Origin of the sequence: Catellatospora sichuanensis (assembly GCF_007483665.1) — a bacterium.
GTDB classification, from domain to species: Bacteria; Actinomycetota; Actinomycetes; order Mycobacteriales; family Micromonosporaceae; genus Catellatospora; species Catellatospora sichuanensis.
In genome coordinates this window covers 228,412-249,120 of the sequence record NZ_ML660186.1, presented here as the reverse complement: position 1 = coordinate 249,120, position 20,709 = coordinate 228,412, and the positions used below count along the sequence as shown (strand labels likewise).

The following is a 20,709-nucleotide window of genomic DNA, read 5'->3' as shown; positions in this document are numbered from 1 at the left end:
GCACAGGCCGCACGCCCGAACCCGGCGGCAGGCGGCCCCGGACGCGGGTCAGCCGAGCGTGATGCCGGTGACCGAGCTGCCCGGAGGCAGGTCGCGGATCTGGTCGTGGATCTGGCCGGCGATGTTCACCGCGACGACGAAACTCTCCACGACGACGGACTCGATGGTGACGCCCCCGCCGATGACCGGCGGCGGCATGAACGTGTACACCTGATCGGGCCCGAGTTCCAGCCCGCGGTCGGCGGCCTGCGCCGCCAGTCCGCCCAGCAGGTAGCGGTCCTGCCCCTGCTCGGTGGACAGGTCGGCTTCCAGTTCGTCGGCCGAGGCCCAGACCCGGGTGAGGGTGCCCTCGATGGTGTCGAGATACCAGCACCCGTCCTTGCCGGCCAGGAACACGTCGCCGAACAGCGAGGTGAACAGCGGCTTCCTGCCCTCGAGGCCGAGCCACGACCAGGAGTCGAGGGCCTGGGCGTACTGCTGCTCGGAGAACGTCTTGGTGAACCGCATCCGGGCAGTATGCACGAGTCGGCGGCAGAAGAGCCCCGAGACAGCGGCCAAAGCGACGCGTCAAGCGATGTTGAGGCGGATGTTGCCGATCCTGGCGACGATGTCGAGGTGACCGCCGGGGCCGGCCGCTTATATAGATGCCAATCCGAGTCGGCGCGCGCTGATTCTGACGCGGTACCCGCCACGCCCGCCCCGCCGGCTCAAGATCGCCCAACTTGCCTGGCAAGTGGGCGAAAGCGTCGCCAAGATACGCACGACTGCCCGGCAAGTCAGGTGATCATGGGCTGTTGGCCGGGATCAGAACCCGGATACCCGGATCGACTCGATGACCGACCACGCGGTGACGCCGAGCGCTGCGACGAAAACGGCCGACGCCGCGCAGATCCGCCAGGAGACAGGCCCGCCGCGGCGGGCGGTCAGGATGATCACGAGGACCACGGCAAGCAGCACCTGGACGCCGTGCGAGACGGCGTACGCCAGGTGGAAGGGTTCGGTGATCACCGTCCAGGGCGCGGTGATCACGCCGTGCAGGCCCTCTGCGGTTAGCAGGCCGAACGCCGACCCCGCAGCGGCCGCGGCGAGCCGCGGTGAGCCGTTGCGCACGATGTGGCCCAGCAGTCCCAGGACCAGCCCAGCGCCCACGGCGAGCACGAGCCAGAAGCCCGCCGCGCGGGCCAGATCGAGCAACCCGTACACGTCGTAGGACGAGCCGTCCTCCGTATAGCCGCCGCTCCACCGCCGCGACACCACCAGGATGAGCAGGTAGTAGATCGCGGTGGCGACGAGCAGCAGCCCGGTCGCGACGAACGGCGCGCGGCGAGCCTGGCGGACCAGGTAACCCGCGACGAGCGCGGCCGCACCCCAAGCGAAGCCGTTGCTGGTCAGTGTCAGCACGATCCGCCCGCCGACCCCGGGCAGCTCGTCGCCGAGGAAGGCCAGCGCGCCGAGCAGCGTTCCGGCAACCGACACCCGGCGCAGGGACCGGCCGACCGTCCCGGGCGGCTCGATCTCGGTCACAGCCGTGGCGGTTTCCGCTATGGCCATCACTATCCACTCCTCGGATCGGCGCAGCAGCCCGCAGAATGCGGTTCTACCATCGCCGGGCGTCACTGTGGAGACCGGTACCCACAACGCAAGTCGGCAGTTTCCCGGAAGCTGCAGTACCCTCGCGCCCGTGACACGGGGTGAGATCAAGGCGAACGGGATTCGGCTGTCCTTCCTGGAGGAGGGGGTGGCCGGCTCGCCGGTGGTGGTGTTGCTGCACGGGCTGCCGAACGAGGCGGGGACGTGGGCGCACACCATGGCCGGGCTGGCCGCGACGCACCATCTCTACGCGCCGGACCAGCGCGGACAAGGTCGCAGCGACCATCCCGGGGTGTACTCGTTCGAGCTGATGCGCGATGACGTGCTCGGCTTCGTGGCGGCGCTGGGACTGCGCGACGTGACGCTCGTCGGGCACTCGGCCGGAGCCACCGTGGCCTGCCTCGTCGCCCAGGAGCGGCCGGACTGGCTGGCGCGGCTGGTGCTCGAGGACTCCCCGCCGCCGTGGCCGGGCGGCCCCCGCTTCGAGATCCCGGAGCGGCCCGACGGCGGGCTCGACTATGACTGGGCCGTGTTCGCGAGCCTGATGACGCAGGTCAACGACCCGGATCCGGCATGGTGGGAGCGCCTGGACCGGATCGCCGTGCCCACTCTGCTGATCCACGGCGGCACGGCCAGCCCGATTCCGGCGGACAAGGCCGCGGAGGCCGTGGCCCGCATGCCCGACGCTCGCACGGTCACCGTCGAGGCGGGGCACCAGGTGCACCGGCAGCGGCCCGAGGAGTTCCTCGACGCGTTGCGGACCTTTCTGCACCCGCCGACCCTCTGACGCCGGGTGGCAGGATCATCTCCTGTGAACCTTGCCGAGCTGGCCGCTGAGGTCGACACCGCCTGCCGTCTGCGCGGCGAATTCCTGCTCCGCTCCGGCCGCAGCGCCACGGAGTACTTCGACAAGTACCGCTTCGAGGCCGATCCCGTGCTGCTCGACGCGCTGGCCGGGCAGCTGGCCGCGCTCGTCCCGGCGGGCACGCAGGTGCTGGCCGGGCTGGAGATGGGCGGCATCGCCGTGGTCACCGCACTGGGCCGGCACACCGGGCTGCCGTGCGCGTTCGTACGCAAGACCGCCAAGGCGTACGGCACCGCGCGGCTCGCCGAGGGCGCGGACATCTCCGGCCGGCGGGTGCTGGTCGTCGAGGACGTGGTGACGTCCGGCGGTCAGATCTCGATCTCCACGCGGCAGTTGCGCGAGCTGGGCGCGACCGTCGACAGCGCGCTGTGCGTCATCGACCGGGAGGAGGGCGGCGCGGCCGCGCTGGCCGCCGACGGCATCACGCTGACCGCGCTGCTGACCCGCTCCGACCTCGACCGCGCACGAGCCGACGCGGGCCGGTAGCCGGGACGACATTCGCGCGGCGTGGTTCGATCTCGCCGCGTCGGTCCGGTGGTGGACGCCCTGACCGACCGGATCACCGGCTCGGTCGCCGAGGTGCCCGCGGACCCGCAAAACGTGATCGCGGCACCCGTCGGGCGCCGCGATCACGGAAAGTTCGATGGAACGTCGGGCCTGGCGGTTCGGGGAGGCAGACCTGGATCCGGCCCTGGTCGACAGTGCGGCCGGCGGTCGCTCACCCCCGTTAGCGACCGCCGGCCTTTCACTGTCCGGGTGAACGCCGTCCCCCAACGGCATCTGTCCACCCATCCCCCTGTGCACTTCGCTCGGCGCCACCAACCGGAAAACGTGTTCTCCGGCCGGGCCGGCCCGCTGGGACCCCTGGGGCCTTCATCGAGCGTCGCGCCACTGGGGATCACGCTACGTCGCCTGACCTGGGGTCGTCCAGGGCAAACTCAAGATTTTTTCACTGAAAGTAGTCGACTCTCCACTCTCCGCATTCGCCGCGAGATGCGGATTTCGCAGCGGACCACCGCTCCGGCACGCTCGATTTCCACCGTTTTGTGAGTCGTGCGCTACCGGATCGGTCCCGGATGGGCCTTTTCGCTAAAGCCGCTGGTACATCATGTGCAGACCGACCCGGCCGTGCGCGGGGTGCTCGAACGCCTCCGGCACCGTGGCGAGGATCTCGAACCCGATCGCCTGCCACAGGCCTACGGCCGCGGTGTTGGTCTCCACCACGGCGTTGAACTGCATGCCGTGATACCCCTGCGCCCGCGCCCAGTCCAGGACGTGCCCGCCCAGCGTCCGGCCCACGCCGCGGCCCTGGTGTGCCGGGTCGACCATGAAGCTGGCGGTCGCGATGTGCGCGCCCCGTCCTGGCCGATTCGGGCCCATCTTGGCCGACCCGAGCACCGTGTCCCCGTCCACGGCCACCACGGTCCGGCCCGGGGCCTGCTCCATCCACCACGGCCGGGCCTGCTCGGAGTCCATGCCCTCGGGGAAGGCGTAGGTCTCCCCAGCCGCGACGATCTCGGTGAAGAACGGGTAGATCTTCGGCCAGTCCTGGCCGGTCGCGTCTCGAATGATCACGGCCGGACCCTACCGGCTCAGATCAGGTCCGCGAGGGTGAGGTCCGCAGGTGGGGTGATGCGGCGGGTGACGCGGCGGGCGCGGACGTGGGCTGCGTGGGCGGCCGCGCGCAGGGACGCCGCCGCGGCGGTCGCGGCCTCCGTGGCCAGCCAGGCCTGCTTCTCGGTGTCGGCCGCCCGGCGGTACGCCGTGCGCAGCGACGCGCGGGCGAACTGGGACAGCATCGTCTCCTGCTCGATCGGGTGCCGGCGCGGGTCCCAACCGGCGCGGTGCGCCAGCGCGTCGCTGAGCTCCAGCGCGGACAGCTGCTGGTGTGAGCAGGCCGACATGGCCGAGCGGTGCAGGTGGCGCTCGCGGAAGGCGTACTCGGCGGGGGTCTGCGGGGTGCGCGGCAGCGGCAGCGCGGCGGCGGTCAGCTTGCGGCGCGCGTCGGAGTCGGCCTCGTCGTACCGCTGCCAGGCGGTCTCCGCCACGTCCTGCGCGGCCAGCCACTCCTCGCGGCGTCGGCGGGCGGTCGACGCGGCGCGCTCGGCCGCGACGGTCGCCTCGCGGGCCTTGCGGACCAGCGCCTGCGCGTGCGCGGCCAGCAGCGCCTGCTGCTCCAGCACCTCCGGTGCGGGCGTCAGGGGCTGGGGCTCGGGCTGGCGGGTGTACAGGGTCAGCGCGCCGATGGCCACGACGGCGAGCACGGCGAGCAGCAACCAGACGAGCGCGGCGTTCGGCAGGTCACGGAGGAACAGGTCCAGGACGACGTTCATGATCGACACCTCGGGGTGGTGGAGGGGTGGACGCGACAGCAGGGTTCGTCGCGAGGTGGGGGGGTCGTGCGGTGGGAGACGTTTCACGCGGCGGGGCCGGAGGCCCGTGGTCCGTTCCGGCGGACGTGGACGCGCCGAAGCGTCAAGCGGCCACGAAACCGGATTCGACGTCGCGAAGGGGGACGCGACGCGACGGAGCGTCAGGCGGGCGGGGCGCGACTGCCCTGCGCCCGCGGATGAGCCGACGTCGGCGGGCGGACCGTGCTCACGGCCACCCGGACTGCGACGGCCGGCTCGATGATTCCGATCCGGACGGGTGCGGCCGCCGGGGCGGGCTGCGCCTCGTGCCTGGCGGCGGCCGTGCTCGCCGCGACCTGTTCGGCCTGCGGCCGCGCGACCGGCTGCGCGGTGTGCCCCGCCGAGGGGGCGAGCAGCAGGCTCATCAGGGCCAGCGCGGTCAGCATCCGCGCCGAAAGGCGCGCGACCCACCGGATTGGACCGGTGAACGCGCTGAATGTCACGAAACGAAAACTACCCCGTTCGGGCGAACGTCGCATCCGGAGTGATCGAGACCACAGGACACGGCCGCGCCGCTTCTCTGTCAGACTGGCGACCGTCGCTGCCCGACGAACCCCGGGGGATCACATGAGCAGCACGACCTGGCCCGTCGTGGAACCCACGCCGTCACTGACCCGCCTCGCCCCTGACGTGTACGCGTACCTGCAGCCCGACGGCGGCTGGTGCGTCAGCAACGCGGGCGTGCTGCTCGGCGAGGACGCGGTGACCCTGGTCGACGCGACCGCCACCGAACGCCGCGCCCGCCTGCTGGCCGAACACATCGCGGCGCTGACCTGGGCACCGGTGCGCACCCTGGTGGTCACCCACCGGCACGGCGACCACCACTCCGAGTTGCAGGGCGCCGAGCGCGGCGCCGAACTCGACGACTACGCGATCCTCGCCGACGTGGCCGCGTTCAACGAGGGCCGCATCCCGACCTGCTTCGCCTGACGTGGCGGGCTGGTTCCCACCACCGGGCGGGTTGCGCAGTGCCGCCTACGCCACGTTCGTCAACACCATCGGCGGCGGGCTGTGGTCGGCAGGCGGCGCGCTGTACCTGACCCGGGTCGCGGGACTGCCCGCCACCGTGGTCGGCGCGGGCCTGTCCGCCGCCGCGCTGGTCGGCCTGGCCGCGAGCGTGCCCGCGGGCCGGTTCGCGGACCGTCGTGATCCGCGCTCGGTGCGCGCCGTGCCGCAGGTGCTGCAGGCGGGCACGGCGCTGGCGTTCCTGCTCGTCGACTCGGCGGCGAGCTTCCTGGCGGTCGCGGCCATCGACGCGCTGCTGGTCACCGGCAACCTGACGGTGCGGGCCGCGCTGGTCGGCGCGCTCGGCCGCGCCGCCGGGCGGGTGCACGTCTTCGCGACGCTGCGCACCGCCGCGAACGCGGGCACGGGTATCGGCGCCGGTCTGGCCGCGCTGGCCCTGGCCGTCGACAGCCCGTCCGCGTACCGTCTGCTCGTCGTCGCCGACGCGGCCACCTACCTCGTCTCGGCGGCCCTGCTGATGCGCCTGCCCCGCTACCCCGCGGCCGACGCCGCCGAACGGCCGCGCACGTCGCAGGTGTGGCGGGACCGCCGCTTCCTCGCGGTCACCGCGACCACCTCGGCGATGTACGTCCGCCGGGTCGTGCTGACGCTGGTGCTCCCGCTGTGGATCGCCACCCGCGCCGACGTGCCCGCAGTCGTCGTCTCGGCCCTGCTGGTGACGTACACGGTGCTGACCGTGGTGCTGTCGACCCGCGTCGGGCGCCGCGCGGAGCAGCCCGAACCCGCCGCGCGTATGGTCCGCCGCGGCTCACTGGTGCTGGCCGTCGCGATGCTCGGGTTCGCCGCCGCGACCGCGCTGTCCACGACCGCCACGGTCGCCCTCCTGATCGCGTCGACCGTGGTCTACTCGGTGGGCGAGCTGTGGCACGTCAACGGCGCGACCGGGCTGTCCTACGGGCTCGCGCCCGAACACGCCATCGGGCAGTACCAGGGCGTCACGGTGCTGCTCAACGGGCTGGCCCTCGCCGCCGGCCCCGCCCTGCTCACCGTCGTGATCGTCGACTCCGGATCGCCGGCCGGCTGGCTGGTGCCGATCACCCTGCTGACCGTGTGCGGGCTCGCCGTGCCGCCGCTCACCCGCTGGGCCCGGGTCGGCCCGGCACGACCGGCCCCGGCAGGCGCGGAACCGGCCGCCGGCTGACCCCGGCCCCCGCGCGCCGGGCCGGAGCGGCCGCAGGCCGGGGTCGCACCGGCATCGGGAAACGCCCTCGCCGCGCTGAGCTGCGCTTCTAGGCTCGGGCTGTGGAACTGCGCGTGTTCACCGAGCCCCAGCAGGGCGCCACGTACGAGCAGCTGCTCGCGGTGGCGCGAGCCGCGGAGGACGCCGGATACGGCGCGTTCTTCCGATCGGACCACTACCTGAAGATGGGCGACGTGACCGGGCTGCCGGGGCCGACCGACGCCTGGACGACCCTGGCCGGGCTGGCCCGCGACACGAACCGGATCCGGCTGGGCACGCTGATGACCGCGGCGACGTTCCGCTACCCGGGGCCGCTGGCGATCAGCGTGGCGCAGGTGGACGCGATGAGCGGCGGCCGGGTCGAGCTGGGCATCGGCACCGGCTGGTACGCCGAGGAGCACGAGGCGTACGGCCTGCCGTTCCCGTCCGTCGGCGAGCGTTTCGACCGGCTCGGCGAGCAGCTGCACATCATCACCGGCCTGTGGTCCACCCCGGTCGGTGGCGCGTTCGACTTCCACGGCAAGCACTACACGCTGACCCGGTCGCCCGCGCTGCCCAAGCCGGCGCAGCAGCCGTACCCGCCGATCCTGATCGGTGGCGGCGGCAAACGGCGCACGCCGGTGCTCGCGGCGCGGTTCGCCGACGAGTTCAACCTGCCGTTCGCGAGTGTCGAGGACACGGCGGCGCAGTTCGGCCGGGTGCGCGACGCCTGCGTGCGCACCGGCCGCGACCCGGGCGCGCTACGCCTGTCGAACGCCCTCGTGCTGTGCTGCGGGCGTACCGATGCCGAGGTGGCCCGACGCGCCGCGGCGATCGGGCGGCAGGTCGACGAGCTGCGGGCCAACGGCCTGGCCGGTTCGCCTGCGGAGATAGTCGAGAAGATCGGCCGGTACGCCGAGGTCGGCGCGCAGCGCGTCTACCTCCAGGTCCTCGACCTGACCGACCTGGACCACCTGGAGCTGGTCGCCGCCGAGGTCGCCCCGCAGGTCCGCTGACACTGCGCCGCCCTGCCTCCCGCGGCCCGCCGCACGGGCGATCCGGCAGACCGGGGACTGCGCCTTTGCCGCACAGCCGATCCGGCAGACCGGGGCCGGGTCCTGCGCCGCGGCCCCGGTCTGCCGGTGGGTCAGCCCGCCCAGTCGGGCAGCGCCTCGCGGGACGCCAGCCACTCCGGCGGGATGCCCGCGAGCCCGGTGTACGCGGCCACGATGCCGCCGACGATCGCCGCCGTAGTGTCGACGTCCCCGCCCGCCTCGACGCAGGTGCGGATCGCCGCCGGGTAATCGTGCAGCATCCGCGCCGCGACCCAGACCGTGAACGGCACCGTGTCCTGCGCGGTGACCGCGGCACCGTTGCCCAGCTCGTACGCCGCCTCGGCGGCCGGCAGGTGCAGCATCCGCCGCGCCCGGCCGAGCCCGCGGTGCACCCGGCCCGGCGGGGTCAGCGCCCGCACCGCGTCCACGAACGGCCCCGGTTTGGGCCGGGTGCCCGACAGCCGTCCCGCGCAGGCGTGGCTGGCCGCGACGGCGACGGCGACCGCACCGGCCACCCCCTCCGGGTGGGCGTGGGTGACCATCGCCGACGCGACGGCCTCCTCGGCGGCCCGTGCCGGATCGTCGGGGAAGTACGCGCCCAGTGGCGCGACCCGCATCGCGGCGCCGTTGCCGCAGGAGCCCTGCCCCTCGAACGCCTCGGTGGCGGCCTGCTGCCAGGGCGCGCCGCCGCGCACCCGCCGCAGGATGATGAACGCGCCGACGCCGTACCCCCGGTTCGGTTCGCAGCGTTCCGCGAACGCCTCGGCGAGCCGGTCCGGGTCGATCCGGCCCGCCTCGTTCAGCATCCAGGTGATGGAGCAGGCCATCTCGGTGTCGTCGGTCCACTCCCAGACCGGCGGCGGGACGATGCCCGCCACGAGGTCGGCGACTCTGCGCCCGACCATGAAGTACTGCGCTCCCAGCGCGTCGCCGACGGACAGACCCGCCAGGCTCTCGGCGGCGTATCCGCGCCGCGTGTTCTCGTGTAGGACGAACCTCATCGTGCCGTCGATCATGGCCCACCGCGTCAACCCCGGCAATCGGGTAACCGGCTGCGAGGCCGGGTCAGGAGTCCAGCACCCCCTCGATGAAGGGAGCCTTGCCCGCCCGGTAGGCGACCCGGTCGTGCCGGTCGCGGGCGGCGAGCTCCGCCTTCAGCGCGGCGTAGCCCGACGCGGCGGCGGGGTCGGCGCGCAGCCGGTCCCGGAACGCCAGCCAGGTCGGCCAGCCGTCCGAGACGTGCTCGACCACGTGCAGGTGGTGGCTGCGCCGGGCGACGTCGGGAAAGCAGTACGACCACCGCCGCAGCGCGCCGTCCGACGGCTCGGGCGCGGCCACCCAGCCGAGCGCCGCCAACCCGGTCACCACCGCGCCCGCCGCCGCATGGTCGGTGACCCGGGCGAGCATGTCGATGATCGGCTTGGCGGGCAGCCCCGGCACCGCCGTGCTGCCGATGTGCTCCACGGCTCCCACCAGCACCGGTGCCAGCACTTCCGCCACCCGCGCCCGCTGCGCTTCGAACAGCTTCGGCCAGCGCGGGTCGTACGGCACGATCACGATCTCGTCCAGCCGGGCCCCGGGTGTGTGCACCTGCCCACCGTGCCCCACCGGGCCGCGAAAGAGAAGACAGGTCCCCCGATCCGGCTCGAACCCAGCCGAACCGTGGCCAGCGGGGACGGTCCTGCCGGGTCAGGCGGTCGCGGACCGGACCTGCGCCAGCAACGCCGCCGCGGCGTCCACATCGGTGACCGCCGCCTCGGCCAGCGCGGCGAAGTCCGGCGGGGCGACCGGCAGGCGGGCCGCCGAGGCGACGATGCCCTTCTCGTTGATCGTCCAGCGGCCCGCGCGGCCGTGCAGCGCCTGCGCCATCACCCCGACGGCGCGGAACAGGCAGCCCGCGACGTACACCCGGTCCTGCGGCACCTTGCGCGCCCCGGTGATGCAGAACTCCGCCTCCCACAGGGCGGCGACCAGCGCGTCCCCGAGCGCCACCGGATAGTCCAGCGCCTGCTCACGCAGCGCGGCGACCTCACCGGTCGGGTCGGCGAGCACCCGGCAGAGCGCCAGCTCCCCCGCATACGCGTGGCTGTAGAACCCGAGCGGATGCCCGACCTGCCGCTCCACGGTGTACCGGCCCTGCCGGCAGTCGGCCCACACGCTCCGCACCCGGTCGAGGTCCCGGTAGATCCAGTCGACGGCCCGGCCGTCCACGGTGAGCCAGGCGCCGCCGTCGACCCACGGCCCCCAGTCGCCGGGCCGGTACACATCATGCGCGGTCGCCACCTGCACGGCCAGCGCACGCAGCGCATCCACGTCGAGCGGCCCCCGGTAGTACAGGCCGAGGTCGGTGTCGCTGTCCGGCCGGTGCTCACCGCGGGCCCGGCTGCCGCCCAGCACCACGGCCACCACGCCCGACACGGCCAGCAGCCGCTCCGCGAGATCCGTTTCCACGGCAGGCCACGTTACCGGCATTCCCGACCGGCCACGGCTCCCGCCCTCGATCGCTCGCGCGAAACCCAGGCGGGCGGGAGCGCCCGCGTCCGGTCCGGAGAATCCGCGCCTGCCCGCGCCCGGTGCCGCATAACGTGGAGCTACGCCCTGGTCATCCGCCGGGCGAAACGGCGCGAGAGGCGAGCGATGACGCCGAGCAGGGCGGCCGCCGACGTGGCTCCCCCGCGCCCGGCCCTCGTGCTGGGCACGCTGATCCTGGTGGCCGCGGTGGCCAACCTCAACCTGAGCGTGGCCAACGTGGCGCTGCCCGCGATCGGGCGCGCCTTCGACTCGTCGCAGACCATGCTCAACCTGGTCGCGGTCGGCTACTCGCTGGGCCTGGCCGCCTCGGTGCTCTACCTCGGCGCATTCGGCGACCGGTACGGCCGCAAGCTGCTGCTGATCCTCGGCATCAGCCTGTCCGTACCCGCCTGCCTGCTGGCCTCGCACTCCACCTCGGACGTGATGCTGGTGTGCGCCCGCGTACTCGGCGGACTCGCCGCGGGCATGGCCTACCCGACCACCCTGGCTTTGATCGCCGCCCTGTGGCGCGGCGGTCCGCGCATCCGCGCGATCGCGCTGTGGTCGGGCATCGGCGGCGCGATCTCCGCGATGGGCCCGCTGCTCGCCGGAGCCGCGCTGCAGCGCTTCTGGTGGGGCGCGGTCTTCCTGATCACGCTGCCGCTCGCGGTCGTCGCGCTGGTCCTGGCGATCCGGTGCGTCCCGGCGCACGTCAACGAGTCCACCGAACCGGTCGACCACCTCGGCGGCGTGCTGTCCGTGGTGCTGGTGGGCTCCCTGGTGCTCGCCGTGAACTTCGCGCCCTCCCCCGGCGCGGGAGCGGCCGCGGCCGGGCTGGCGGTGATAGCCGTCGCCGCGACGATCGCGTTCGTGCTGCGCCAGCGCAGAGCCGCCAACCCGCTGTACGACCTGAGGATCGCGGCACGGCGCACGTTCTGGGTGGCGGCCGTGGCCGGCACCATCGTGTTCGGCTCACTGATGGGGGCGATCTTCATCGGGCAGCAGTTCATGCAGAACGTGCTGGGCTACACCGCGCTGCAGGGCGGGGCGGCGATCCTGCCCTCGCCGCTGATGATGACGCTGTTCGCGCCGTACTCGGCGAAGCTGGTGGAGCGCCGCGGCTCGCGGTTCACCCTGCTGCTCGGCTACCTGTTCTGCCTGCTGGCGTTCCTCACCATGCTGCTGCTGTGGCACGAGGACGTCGCCTACTGGCGGGTCGGGCTGGCGTACGCGCTGATCGGCGTCGGGATCGGGCTCGCAGGCACCCCGGCGTCGCGCTCGCTGACCGGCTCGGTGCCGGTGCGGCGGGTCGGCATGGCCTCGGGCACCGCCGACCTGCAGCGCGATCTCGGCGGCGCGATCATGCAGTCGCTGCTCGGCGCGCTGCTCACCTTCGGTTACACCAGGTCCATCGCCAAGCAGGTGCAGGAGACGCCACAGCCGCAGGAGATCGCCCAGTCGGTCGTGGCCGAGCTGCAGAAGTCCTTTTCGAGCGCCGCCGACACCGCCCAGCGTTATCCGCACCACGCGGCCGAGATCATCGAGGGCGCCCGCAACGCCTTCCTCGCGGGCGACCGCTGGGCGTACTCCGCCGCGATCCTCGCCATCCTGCTCGGCATGGCCCTGGTCGCCAGGTACTACCCGCGCCACCCCGAGGAGACCCGCCTGCTCGCCTCCTACCAGGCCGAAGACATGGCACCAGCGGCAAGCGCGCCTTCGCCCGCCCGGGAAGCGGGCTGACGAAGGCGCGGCGCGCTGCTGCCGGGTTCAGGCGGTCGCGTGGAACTCGTGCACGACCTCGATCAGGCCGACGATGTGCCGGTTGAACTCGTCCAGCTCCTCGGCGGGCACCCACAGCTCGAGGATGTCCCGCCCGCCGACCTGCTGCACCGGGTAGCGCTCGGCGAACGCCCGGTCCACCGCGAACCGGGTCACGTAGCCGGAGCCGCTCGCGGGCACGTTCCAGTCACGAGCGATCATGATGGCGTACTGCTCGTTGAGCACCGGGTAGAAGATCGGCTGGTCGGGCAGGCGCGGCGGCCAGGCCCGCCAGCCCGACTCCCGCACCAGGTCCAATTCCTTCGGGCCGGTGGGCCGCCACAGGGTCAACGTCTCGGTCATCGCGCGCTCCTCTCGCAGCGGCGCACGTTACCGGCCAGCGGGGCGGTCCGGCCAGCGGGTTTGCCGCCATCCGAACGCCCGCGGCGCGAGGCACAACTTCGTCGACACCTGCTGCGCCGTGCCCACGGCGGGGGACGTCAGGCGGTCGGGGCCGGGCCGGTCGAGGCGCGCACCACCAGCTCCGGCTCGAACAGCAGCTCGTCGTCGGGCACCTGCTCGGCGTCGATCTGGCTGAGCAGCAGCGCGACCGCGGCCTGCCCCATGGCGACGATCGGCTGGCGCACCGTGGTCAGCGGCGGGTCGGTGAAGGCCATCAGCCCGGAGTCGTCGAAGCCGACCACGGACACGTCGGCGGGCACCTGCTTGCCGGCTCGGCGTACCGCCCGCATCGCACCGATGGCCAGCACGTCGCTGGCGCAGATCAGACCCGTCGCGCCCTCGGCGACCAGGCGCGCGGCGGCGGCGTGGCCCTCCTCCATGGTGAGCGCGCCGTGTGCGACCAGCTCGGGCGCGCCCTTGCGGGCGGCCCGGTAGGCGGCCAGCTTGCGGGCCGAGGGCACGTGGTCGGACGGCCCGAGCACCAGCCCGATCCGTTCGTGGCCGAGCGCCGTCAGGTGGGCGTACGCCTGCTCGACCGCGTGCTCCTCATCCGTGCACACCCGCGGGAACGCCAGCCCGTCCGCGCTCGCGTTGATCAGCACTGTGGGCAGGCCGCGCTCGCTCAACCGCGCGTAGTGCTCGTGCGCGGCCCGGGTCTGCTGGTAGAGGCCGCTGGCGAAGATCACGCCGGAGACGTTCTGCTCCAGCAGGATGGTGATGTACTCCGACTCGGCGACCCCGTCGACGGTGCGCGCGCACAGCACCGGGGTGAACCCCTTCTTGGCCAGCGCACCCGCCATGACCTCGGCGAATCCGGGGAAGATCGGGTTCTGCATCTCCGGCAGCACGATGCCGACCAGCCGGGCGCGCTCGCCGCGCAGCTTGGTGGGGCGCTCGTAGCCGAGCACGTCGAGGGCCGACAGCACGGCCGCCCGGGTGGCTTCGGAGATGCCGGGCTTGTTGTTCAGCACCCGCGACACGGTGGCTTCGCTGACTCCGACATGTTGGGCCACTTCGGCCAGCCTGCGCGCCATCGCGCAAGTGTAGAACACCCGAGTGCAAGCCACTTGCGGAAAGCGAACCGATTTCGCGTCAGTTACGCCGCCGCCGGGCGCTCCGTCCGTGCGCGGCACGCATCGTCGCGACGCGGGCGGCGACCGAGCTCACTGCCGTGATCAGGATGGGAAGGGCACCTTCTACAACGCATAGCGATGTGAAGGTGCCCTTCCTTTCACAGGAAGGGGCCGCAGTAGGTGGGGGTGAGGGGGGTGCCGGTGAGGGTGAAGGTGACGGCGTCGGGGCAGTGGAAGAGGGGTTGCGCGCCGAGGGCGTCGGCGGTGAGGCCGGAGAGGGTGAGGGAGCCGGCGGCCTGGACCTGGAGGACATGGGTGCCGGTGCCGTGGATGCGCAGGTCGGTGATGGTCACGTTGGTGACGGAGGAACCGAGGACCTGGAGTGCGGCGTGCGTGCTGTCGAGGAGGTCGTTGTCGATGACGAGCACCTCGCCGGTGAGCGGGGCGTCCTTGGCGTAGAACCACAGCGCGGCGACCGGGGTGGCCAGGAACGGGTGATCGGCTCCGGCACGCAGGGTGGTGTTGCGCTCGATGCGGGTGGTGCCGCGCAGCAGGGTCGCGGAGAAGCGGTTGCCGACGTGGATGCCGCCGCCCTCGACCTGGACGTCGGCGACGACGTTCTCGCGGACCGTGTTGTCGTGGCCGCCGTACATCGCGATCCCGTTGGCGAGCATCGGCAGTTGCACGGTGTTGCGTTCGATGGTGACCTGCCGGTCCGCGCCGTACTCGCCGTCGAAGCCGTCGGCTCCGGCCTCCGACCACAGGGCGATGCCGTCGTCACCGGTGTTGCGCACCAGGTTGTCGCTGACGACGGTGTTGCTGACGCCCTGGTGCAGGTTGATGCCGTCGGCGGTGACGTCCATGATCCGGCAGCCGGTGATGCGCAGGCCGTCGAACGGCCCGTCCAGCCACATGCCGACCTTGACATGCTGGATCCACAGGCGTTCCAGCACGGAGCCGCCGCCGAGCGCACCGCCGATCCCGGCCAGTGCCGCGTGGTCGTCGCGCTCGTCCACCTCGCCGAGGATCGCCAGGTCGGCGACGTGCACCTGTTGGGAGGGCTTCGGAGCGGGGTTGCCGTAGACGCCGACGCCCTTGCCTCGCAGCTCGGTGTGCCACATGCCCGCGCCCTGCACGGTGACGCCGTCGACCGGCAGGTGCTGCCCGACCGCGTACCGGCCCGCGGGCACGTAGAGCACCTTCCGCTGGGCACGGGCCGCCGCGATCGCCTTGGTGAACGCCTCGCCCGCGGGCTTCGCACCGCTCGGGTCGGCCCCGAAGTCGGCCACCGACAGCGCCCCGGCGGGCTGCGGCAGCGGGGCCGCAACCTGCTCGAACTCGACCAGGTCGAGGGTGGTCGGCAGCTCGCCCGCGCGCAGCGTGACCGTCGCGCCGGCGGGCAGGTCGGTGCCGAGCAGGGTACGGGCGCTGTCGTACAGGTGCCGCTCCCCGCCCTGGGCGGGCGTGTTCGTGAACGGGAAGCCGCCGTAGAACCAGCTGTAGCGCGAGGTCAGCGCCAGCGGCGGCAACGTCGCCTCGGCCGCCTCCAGCCGAAGCGACGAGTCCTGGCCTCGCCCGTCGGCGCTGTCGGGAATCGAGAAGCGCACGTTGACCGCGTTCGCCGGGGCAGTCAGGGTGACCGTCAGCCGCTGTCCGGGCTGGAGTGTGACCGCCATCCGTCCGGACGCCTCCCCCGCAAGCGTCCCGTGGCGGCGGTCCGGCCCGATGACGGTGCCGTCGGTGCTCACGTGCTCCGCCTCGTACGCCCGCCACGGCAGCGACGCCCCACGACCGGCGATGTCGCCGACGGTGGCCAGGCGCGTCGGCGCGGTCGCGGGCTTGTCCTCCCGCGGCCAGGCGACCGCTACGGCGGCCCCGGCCACCACGACCACGACCACGGCCAGCGGGATCAACACCTTGCGGGACATCGGCGACTCCTGGAAGTAGGTCTGCCGCCCCACCGCCGGAGATCGCCGGACTTGCCTGGCACCTGTGCGTATCTTGAAGGCGCTTTCGCCCGGTTGCCAGGCAAGTCCGGCGATCATGACGAGCGCCGCGGCCCGCGGGGGAAGGCGGGGCCGCGGTGGAACGGGATGGGCGGGTGTGGGGAAGGAACCCGCGGCGGTGGTCCGCTCAACCACCGCCGCAGGCGGCTTTCAAACGGTGCGCAGCCAGGCAGCCGCGTCCGAGGGCAGTCGCCCGCCGGTCAGCTCGATGCTGGTCAGCAGCACCGCGGTGTGCGCGGGCAGGTCGACCGGCTCGGCGGACAGGTTCACCACGCAGGTGAAGCCGCCGGGCCGGGTGAACGCCACCACCTCTTCCGGGGTGTCCAGCCAGGTCATCGGCCCGTCGCCGAGCCCGGCCTCGTTGCCCCGGATCGCCAGTGCCGCCTGGTAGAGCCGCAGCATCGAGCCGGGGTCGGCCTGCTGGGCCTCGACGGTCAGGTGCGCCCAGTCCGGCTGGGGAAGCCAGGCCGGCTCGGCACCCGAAGGGCTGAAGCCGTGCGAGGAACCGGAGGCCGACCAGGGCAGCGGCACCCGGCAGCCGTCGCGGCCCGGGTCGGTGCCGCCGGAGCGGTGGTAGATCGGGTCCTGGCGGGTGTCGTCGGGCAGCCGCTCGACGTCGGGCAGGCCCAACTCCTCGCCCTGGTACACGTACACCGAGCCGGGCAGGGCCAGGGTCAGCAGCGCCGCCGCACGGGCCCGGCGCAGGCCCAGCGTCGCGTCGGTGGGCATGAGGTGGCGGGCCTGGCGCAGGGCGTGCTCGAAGCCGGTGTCGGCCCGGCCGTAACGGGTCACCGTACGGGTGACGTCGTGGTTGGCCAGCACCCAGCTGCTCGGCGCGCCGACCGGCGCGTGCGAGGCCAGCGTCGCGTCCACGCAATGGCGCAGCGACTTCGCGTCCCACGGGCAGCCCAGGAAGTGGAAGTTGAACGCGGCGTGCATCTCGTCGGGCCGCAGGTACAGCGCGAACCGGTCGATGTCGGCGAGCAGCACCTCGCCGATGAGCGCCCGCGGGGTCTCGTACGAGTCGGCGATGACGCGCCACGACCGGTAGATGTCGTGGATGGCGTCGCGGTCCTCGAACGGGTGCGGGGTCGGTGGCGCGGCCGGGTCGAAGTCGGCCAGCGTCGGGTCCTTCACGCACAGCGCCGCGGAGTCGATGCGGATGCCGTCGATGCCGCGGTCGAACCAGAACCGCAGGATGTCCTCGAACTCGGCCCGGACGAGGGGGTTCTCCCAGTTCAGGTCGGGCTGCTCGGGGGCGAACAGGTGCAGGTACCACTCGCCGTCGGCGACCCGCGTCCAGGCGGGGCCGTTGAAGATGGAGTTCCAGTCGTTGGGCGGCAGCTCGCCGTGCTCGCCCCGACCGGCCCGGAACCAGAACAGGTCCCGGGCCGGTGAACCCGGCCCCTCGGCCAGCGCGCGCTGGAACCACGCGTGGGCGTCGGAGCAGTGGTTGGGCACGATGTCGATGATGATGCGGATGTCGCGCTCGTGCGCCTCCGCGATCAGCAGCTCCGCCTCTTCGAGGGTGCCGAAGGACGGGTCGATGTCGCGGTAGTCGGCCACGTCGTAGCCGGCGTCCGCCATCGGCGACGGGTACCAGGGGCTGAACCAGATGGCGTTGATGCCGAGCTGGTGCAGGTACCCGAGCTTGGCGCGGATACCCGCCAGGTCGCCGACCCCGTCGCCGTTCGCGTCGGCGAAGGAGCGCGGGTAGACCTGGTAGATGGCGGCGTGGTGCCACCAGTCGCGGGTGTCGTTGTGGAACACGGGTACCTGCCTTCAGTGTCTAGCAGTGGGTTCGGTCAGAAACCGCTGTTGCCGGGGCCGCGGTTGAGCGTGTAACCCAGCCGGTTGATCAACCCGCCGCTCGCGGCGCCGGAGACGGTGACGTACGTGACGTACGCGCTGCCCGCGGCGTTGAGCTCGATTCCGTACGTCCCGGCGCCGTTGACGGTGACGTGGTCGAGCGTGAGGTTGGTGATGTTGCGCTGGAAGCTGAGCAGGATGCCCTGGTAGGTGGAGTCGATGATCTCGACGTCCTTGACCAGGACCGGGGCCGTGATGTCGGTGGCCTCCGCGTAGATCCACAGGCCGCCCAGCGACGAGTTCCAGTTGCGCTCGAAGCTCGACGTGCGGGTGAGCGTGTTGCGCTGCACCGAGGTGGTGTTGCTGAACGGCAGCGCCCCGTGCCAGGTGCTGATGGCGATGCCGGACCCGGCGTACACCGAGTCGCTGATCAGGTTGTCCTCGATGCGGTTGCCGTTGCCGCCGTAGATCGCAGCGCCGTTGGCCAGCATCGGCAGCGCCACCGTGTTGAAGGTGAACGCGCTGTTCGTCACGGGCGCCGAGTTGGACCACATGGCCAGCGCGTCGTCGCCGGTGTTGCGCAGCGTGCTCTGGTCGACGCGCACGTTGGTCGCGCCGCCGTTGACGTTCACGCCGTCGGCGAAGATGTTGCGCATCCGGGTGCCGACGACGTACAGGCCGTTGGTGCCGGTGGACGGCCACATGCCGACCTTGGTGTGCTCCAGCCAGACATTGCTGACCAGCGAGCCGGTGCCGAAGTTGCCCTCGATGCCCGCGTCGAACGCGCTGTCGTCGCGGTAGCGCACGTCGCCGGACAGGGTGAAGTCGGCCAGCCGCACGTTCGACCCGGTCGCGAAGAAGCCGCCCTTGCCGTTCGTGCCCTTGATGACGGTGTGCCACACGCCCGCGCCGCGCAGGCTGACGTTCTGGATGTTCAGCCGCGCGTTCGTGACGAACGTGCCGGCCGGCACCCACAGGCCCTTGCCCTGGCTCTGCGCCGCGGAGATCGCGCTGTTGAACGCGTTGGTGTCGTCACCGGCGTCGTTGGCGACCGCACCGTACGAGGTCACCGACAGGAAGTCGGCCGGCGCGGACAGGGCCGCCGGGGCGACCTCGGCCTCGATCAGGTCGACCGTGTAGTAGGCCGCCGACGAGGACGCGTCCTTCTGCAGCTTGATGACCGTGCCCGCCGGGTACGTGGTGGGCAGCAGCACCCGCACGTCGTCGAAGAACCGGTGCGGCTCACCGCCCGCCGGGTTGTTGTTGTACGGGTACGCCCCGTACACCCAGCTGTAGACGGAGCTGAGGCTGACGTCCTGGATCTTCGTCGAACCCGCGTACAGCGCCAGCGGGTTGGTGTTGCCGGTGCCCGCCGCGTTGTCCGGGATCGAGTAGCGGATCACGAACGCGTTCGCCGGCTTGGTCAGCGTGACCTGCACGTACTGGCCGGTCGACGACAGCTTCACGGCCCGGCGGCCGGACGCCTCCGACGGCTCGGACAGGTACGCCCGGTTCGGGCCGATCAGCGAGGCGTTGGTGCTGCCCGACTCCGCCTCGTAGACGGTGTACGGCAGCGTCGCGCCGCGGGCGGCCAGGGCCGTGCCGCTGCCGACGGTGATCTTGTCGAGCAGCACGTTGCCGGAGTCGCCCGAGTCGTACTGGTAGCCGATGATGTTCAGCCCGGCGCGCAGCGTGACACTCTGCGCGGCGTTGAGCCAGCCCGAACCGGCGGGCAGCGACAACTGGCCGGTCTTGAGCCCGTTGACGTGCACGGAAACGGTGCGGGCCGCGCCATTGGTGTTCGTGTAGCGCAGCGTCACCGTGGTCGCCCCGGCGGAGGCCGCGTTGACGGTGCGGATGACCCGCGCGCCGTTCGTGGTCAGGCCGGTCACGTAACCACTGCCGGTGTAGCCGCCGGTGCTCGTCGCGGTCGACGTGCCACCGGAGAGGAAACCGGACTCCAGCTCGTACGCCACGCCGGTCACCGGCGGGGTCGGGCTGGTGCTCGGGGTCGGCGTCGGGCTCGGCGGGGTCGTCCCGGACACGGTGACGTGGTCCAGGTTGATGTTGCCCGAGTCGGTGCTGTCGAACTTCAGCGCGACCGTGTTGTTCCCGGCGTTGAGCGTGACCGACTCGGCGATCGTGCCCCAGGTGTCCCAGTTGGCGGTGGCCGCGAGGTTGATCTGGCGGAGCTTGCCGCCGTTGACGTACAGCGACAGCGTCATGTTCGCGCCGGTGCCGTTCGCGTAGCGTACGGTCACCGTGGCGGTGCCCGCGCTTGCGACGTTCACGGTGAACGACGTGTTCGCGTTGCCTTTGTTGCCGTCGGTGTAACCGCCCACGAAACCGGAGCCGGTGAAGCCCGGGTGGTCCGTGGCGACCGTCGCGCCGCCGGACAGCGAAGCCGACTCGGCCTCGTACTGGCCCGCGGGCGGGGCCGCGATGTCGGCCACCGTCAGGCTGTCCAGGTTGACGTTGCCCGAGTCGGCGCTGTCGAACTTGTACGACACCGTGCTGTTGCCGTTGCCCAGGGACACGGTCTCGACCTGGGTGCCCCAGGTGTCCCAGTTGGCGGTGGCGTTGAGGCCGATCTGCTTGATCTTCGTGCCGTTGACGTACAGCGACAGGGTCTTGGTCGCCGTGGTGCCGTTGGCGTAGCGCAGGGTCAGCGTGCGGTTGGCCGTCCCGGACACGTTCACGGTGAACGTCAGGTTGGCGTTGCCCTTGTTGCCGTCGGTGTAACCGCCGACGAACCCGGAGCCGGTGTACCCGGTGTGGTCGGTGGCGACCACGGTCCCGCCGGACCGCGCGGCCGACTCGGCCTGGTACGTCGTGGTGGCGGCGGACGCGGGCAGGGCCGTGAGCAGGCCGGCGCCCAGGGTGAGCACGGCCGCGGCGAGAGCGGCCAGCAGGGTGCGAGCGGGGATGCGTGGAGCGGTGCGATGGTGCAGCGTCATTGCGTACTCCCTTCACTTGCGTCGGTG

At 72.3% G+C, this 20,709-nt stretch carries 19 protein-coding genes; 6 read left to right on the top strand and 13 right to left on the bottom strand.

The window, feature by feature from the left end; translation table 11 throughout:
- Positions 1–48: 48 nt before the first annotated feature.
- Both FLL47_RS06840 and FLL47_RS06835 read right to left on the bottom strand, forming a co-directional pair.
- Positions 49–507, bottom strand: a complete 459-nt coding sequence (locus tag FLL47_RS06840; RefSeq protein ID WP_144119574.1) for a T6SS immunity protein Tdi1 domain-containing protein — start codon at positions 505–507, stop codon at positions 49–51.
- A gap of 297 nt (positions 508–804) precedes the next feature.
- A complete protein-coding gene (locus FLL47_RS06835; RefSeq protein WP_144119573.1) occupies positions 805–1,551 on the bottom strand; it encodes a hypothetical protein in 747 nt (248 codons plus the stop codon).
- A 130-nt stretch (positions 1,552–1,681) separates the two neighbouring features.
- Between FLL47_RS06835 and FLL47_RS06830 the strand changes: the two genes are divergently transcribed.
- Together FLL47_RS06830 and FLL47_RS06825 are read left to right on the top strand one after the other, a co-directional pair.
- On the top strand, positions 1,682–2,377 hold the full coding sequence (locus FLL47_RS06830) for an alpha/beta fold hydrolase (RefSeq protein ID WP_246157612.1): 696 nt from the start codon (positions 1,682–1,684) through the stop codon (positions 2,375–2,377).
- Between the two features lie 24 nt (positions 2,378–2,401).
- Entirely contained in the window at positions 2,402–2,941 is a 540-nt protein-coding gene (locus FLL47_RS06825; RefSeq protein WP_144119571.1) for an orotate phosphoribosyltransferase, read from the top strand.
- 603 nt (positions 2,942–3,544) lie between these two features.
- Here FLL47_RS06825 and FLL47_RS06820 read toward each other — a convergent pair.
- The 3 genes from FLL47_RS06820 to FLL47_RS06810 form a co-directional block, all read right to left on the bottom strand.
- Entirely contained in the window at positions 3,545–4,030 is a 486-nt protein-coding gene (locus FLL47_RS06820; protein WP_144119570.1) for a GNAT family N-acetyltransferase, read from the bottom strand.
- Between the two features lie 17 nt (positions 4,031–4,047).
- Positions 4,048–4,788: a hypothetical protein gene (locus FLL47_RS06815; RefSeq protein WP_144119569.1), complete on the bottom strand. Its 741-nt coding sequence runs from the start codon at positions 4,786–4,788 to the stop codon at positions 4,048–4,050.
- Positions 4,789–4,988: 200 nt separating this feature from the next.
- The gene (locus FLL47_RS06810; RefSeq protein ID WP_144119568.1) at positions 4,989–5,309 is read right to left on the bottom strand and encodes a hypothetical protein; all 321 of its coding nucleotides are present in this window, start codon (positions 5,307–5,309) and stop codon (positions 4,989–4,991) included.
- A gap of 124 nt (positions 5,310–5,433) precedes the next feature.
- Between FLL47_RS06810 and FLL47_RS06805 the strand changes: the two genes are divergently transcribed.
- From FLL47_RS06805 to FLL47_RS06795, 3 genes are all read left to right on the top strand, one after another.
- A complete protein-coding gene (locus FLL47_RS06805) occupies positions 5,434–5,796 on the top strand; it encodes an MBL fold metallo-hydrolase (RefSeq protein WP_144119567.1) in 363 nt (120 codons plus the stop codon).
- A gap of 1 nt (position 5,797) precedes the next feature.
- Positions 5,798–7,033: an MFS transporter gene (locus FLL47_RS06800; RefSeq protein ID WP_246157611.1), complete on the top strand. Its 1,236-nt coding sequence runs from the start codon at positions 5,798–5,800 to the stop codon at positions 7,031–7,033.
- Between the two features lie 101 nt (positions 7,034–7,134).
- Positions 7,135–8,067, top strand: coding sequence for an LLM class F420-dependent oxidoreductase (locus tag FLL47_RS06795; protein ID WP_144119566.1), 933 nt, complete (start codon positions 7,135–7,137; stop codon positions 8,065–8,067).
- A 131-nt stretch (positions 8,068–8,198) separates the two neighbouring features.
- Here FLL47_RS06795 and FLL47_RS06790 read toward each other — a convergent pair whose 3' ends face one another.
- The 3 genes from FLL47_RS06790 to FLL47_RS06780 form a co-directional block, all read right to left on the bottom strand.
- A complete protein-coding gene (locus FLL47_RS06790; protein WP_144119565.1) occupies positions 8,199–9,107 on the bottom strand; it encodes an ADP-ribosylglycohydrolase family protein in 909 nt (302 codons plus the stop codon).
- A gap of 64 nt (positions 9,108–9,171) precedes the next feature.
- Entirely contained in the window at positions 9,172–9,696 is a 525-nt protein-coding gene (locus FLL47_RS06785; protein WP_144119564.1) for a GrpB family protein, read from the bottom strand.
- Positions 9,697–9,795: 99 nt separating this feature from the next.
- A complete protein-coding gene (locus FLL47_RS06780; protein WP_246157609.1) occupies positions 9,796–10,557 on the bottom strand; it encodes a nucleotidyltransferase domain-containing protein in 762 nt (253 codons plus the stop codon).
- Between the two features lie 186 nt (positions 10,558–10,743).
- Between FLL47_RS06780 and FLL47_RS06775 the strand changes: the two genes are divergently transcribed.
- On the top strand, positions 10,744–12,357 hold the full coding sequence (locus FLL47_RS06775; RefSeq protein ID WP_144119562.1) for an MFS transporter: 1,614 nt from the start codon (positions 10,744–10,746) through the stop codon (positions 12,355–12,357).
- A gap of 27 nt (positions 12,358–12,384) precedes the next feature.
- On the opposite strand, the gene FLL47_RS06770 is transcribed toward FLL47_RS06775, so the two are convergent.
- The 5 genes from FLL47_RS06770 to FLL47_RS06750 all read right to left on the bottom strand — a co-directional run bounded on the left by FLL47_RS06770 (position 12,385) and on the right by FLL47_RS06750 (position 20,682).
- Positions 12,385–12,738, bottom strand: coding sequence for an ADP-ribosylation/crystallin J1 (locus FLL47_RS06770; protein ID WP_144119561.1), 354 nt, complete (start codon positions 12,736–12,738; stop codon positions 12,385–12,387).
- 137 nt (positions 12,739–12,875) lie between these two features.
- Complete coding sequence (locus tag FLL47_RS06765; RefSeq protein ID WP_144119560.1) at positions 12,876–13,871, bottom strand: LacI family DNA-binding transcriptional regulator; 996 nt, start codon at positions 13,869–13,871, stop codon at positions 12,876–12,878.
- 197 nt (positions 13,872–14,068) lie between these two features.
- A complete protein-coding gene (locus tag FLL47_RS06760; protein ID WP_186315591.1) occupies positions 14,069–15,838 on the bottom strand; it encodes a glycosyl hydrolase family 28-related protein in 1,770 nt (589 codons plus the stop codon).
- A gap of 228 nt (positions 15,839–16,066) precedes the next feature.
- Positions 16,067–17,686 carry a glycoside hydrolase family 13 protein gene (locus FLL47_RS06755; RefSeq protein ID WP_144119558.1) on the bottom strand — a complete coding sequence of 540 codons (1,620 nt, stop codon included), beginning with the start codon at positions 17,684–17,686 and terminating at the stop codon, positions 16,067–16,069.
- A 35-nt stretch (positions 17,687–17,721) separates the two neighbouring features.
- The gene (locus FLL47_RS06750) at positions 17,722–20,682 is read right to left on the bottom strand and encodes a carbohydrate-binding protein (RefSeq protein WP_144119557.1); all 2,961 of its coding nucleotides are present in this window, start codon (positions 20,680–20,682) and stop codon (positions 17,722–17,724) included.
- Positions 20,683–20,709: the final 27 nt, after the last annotated feature.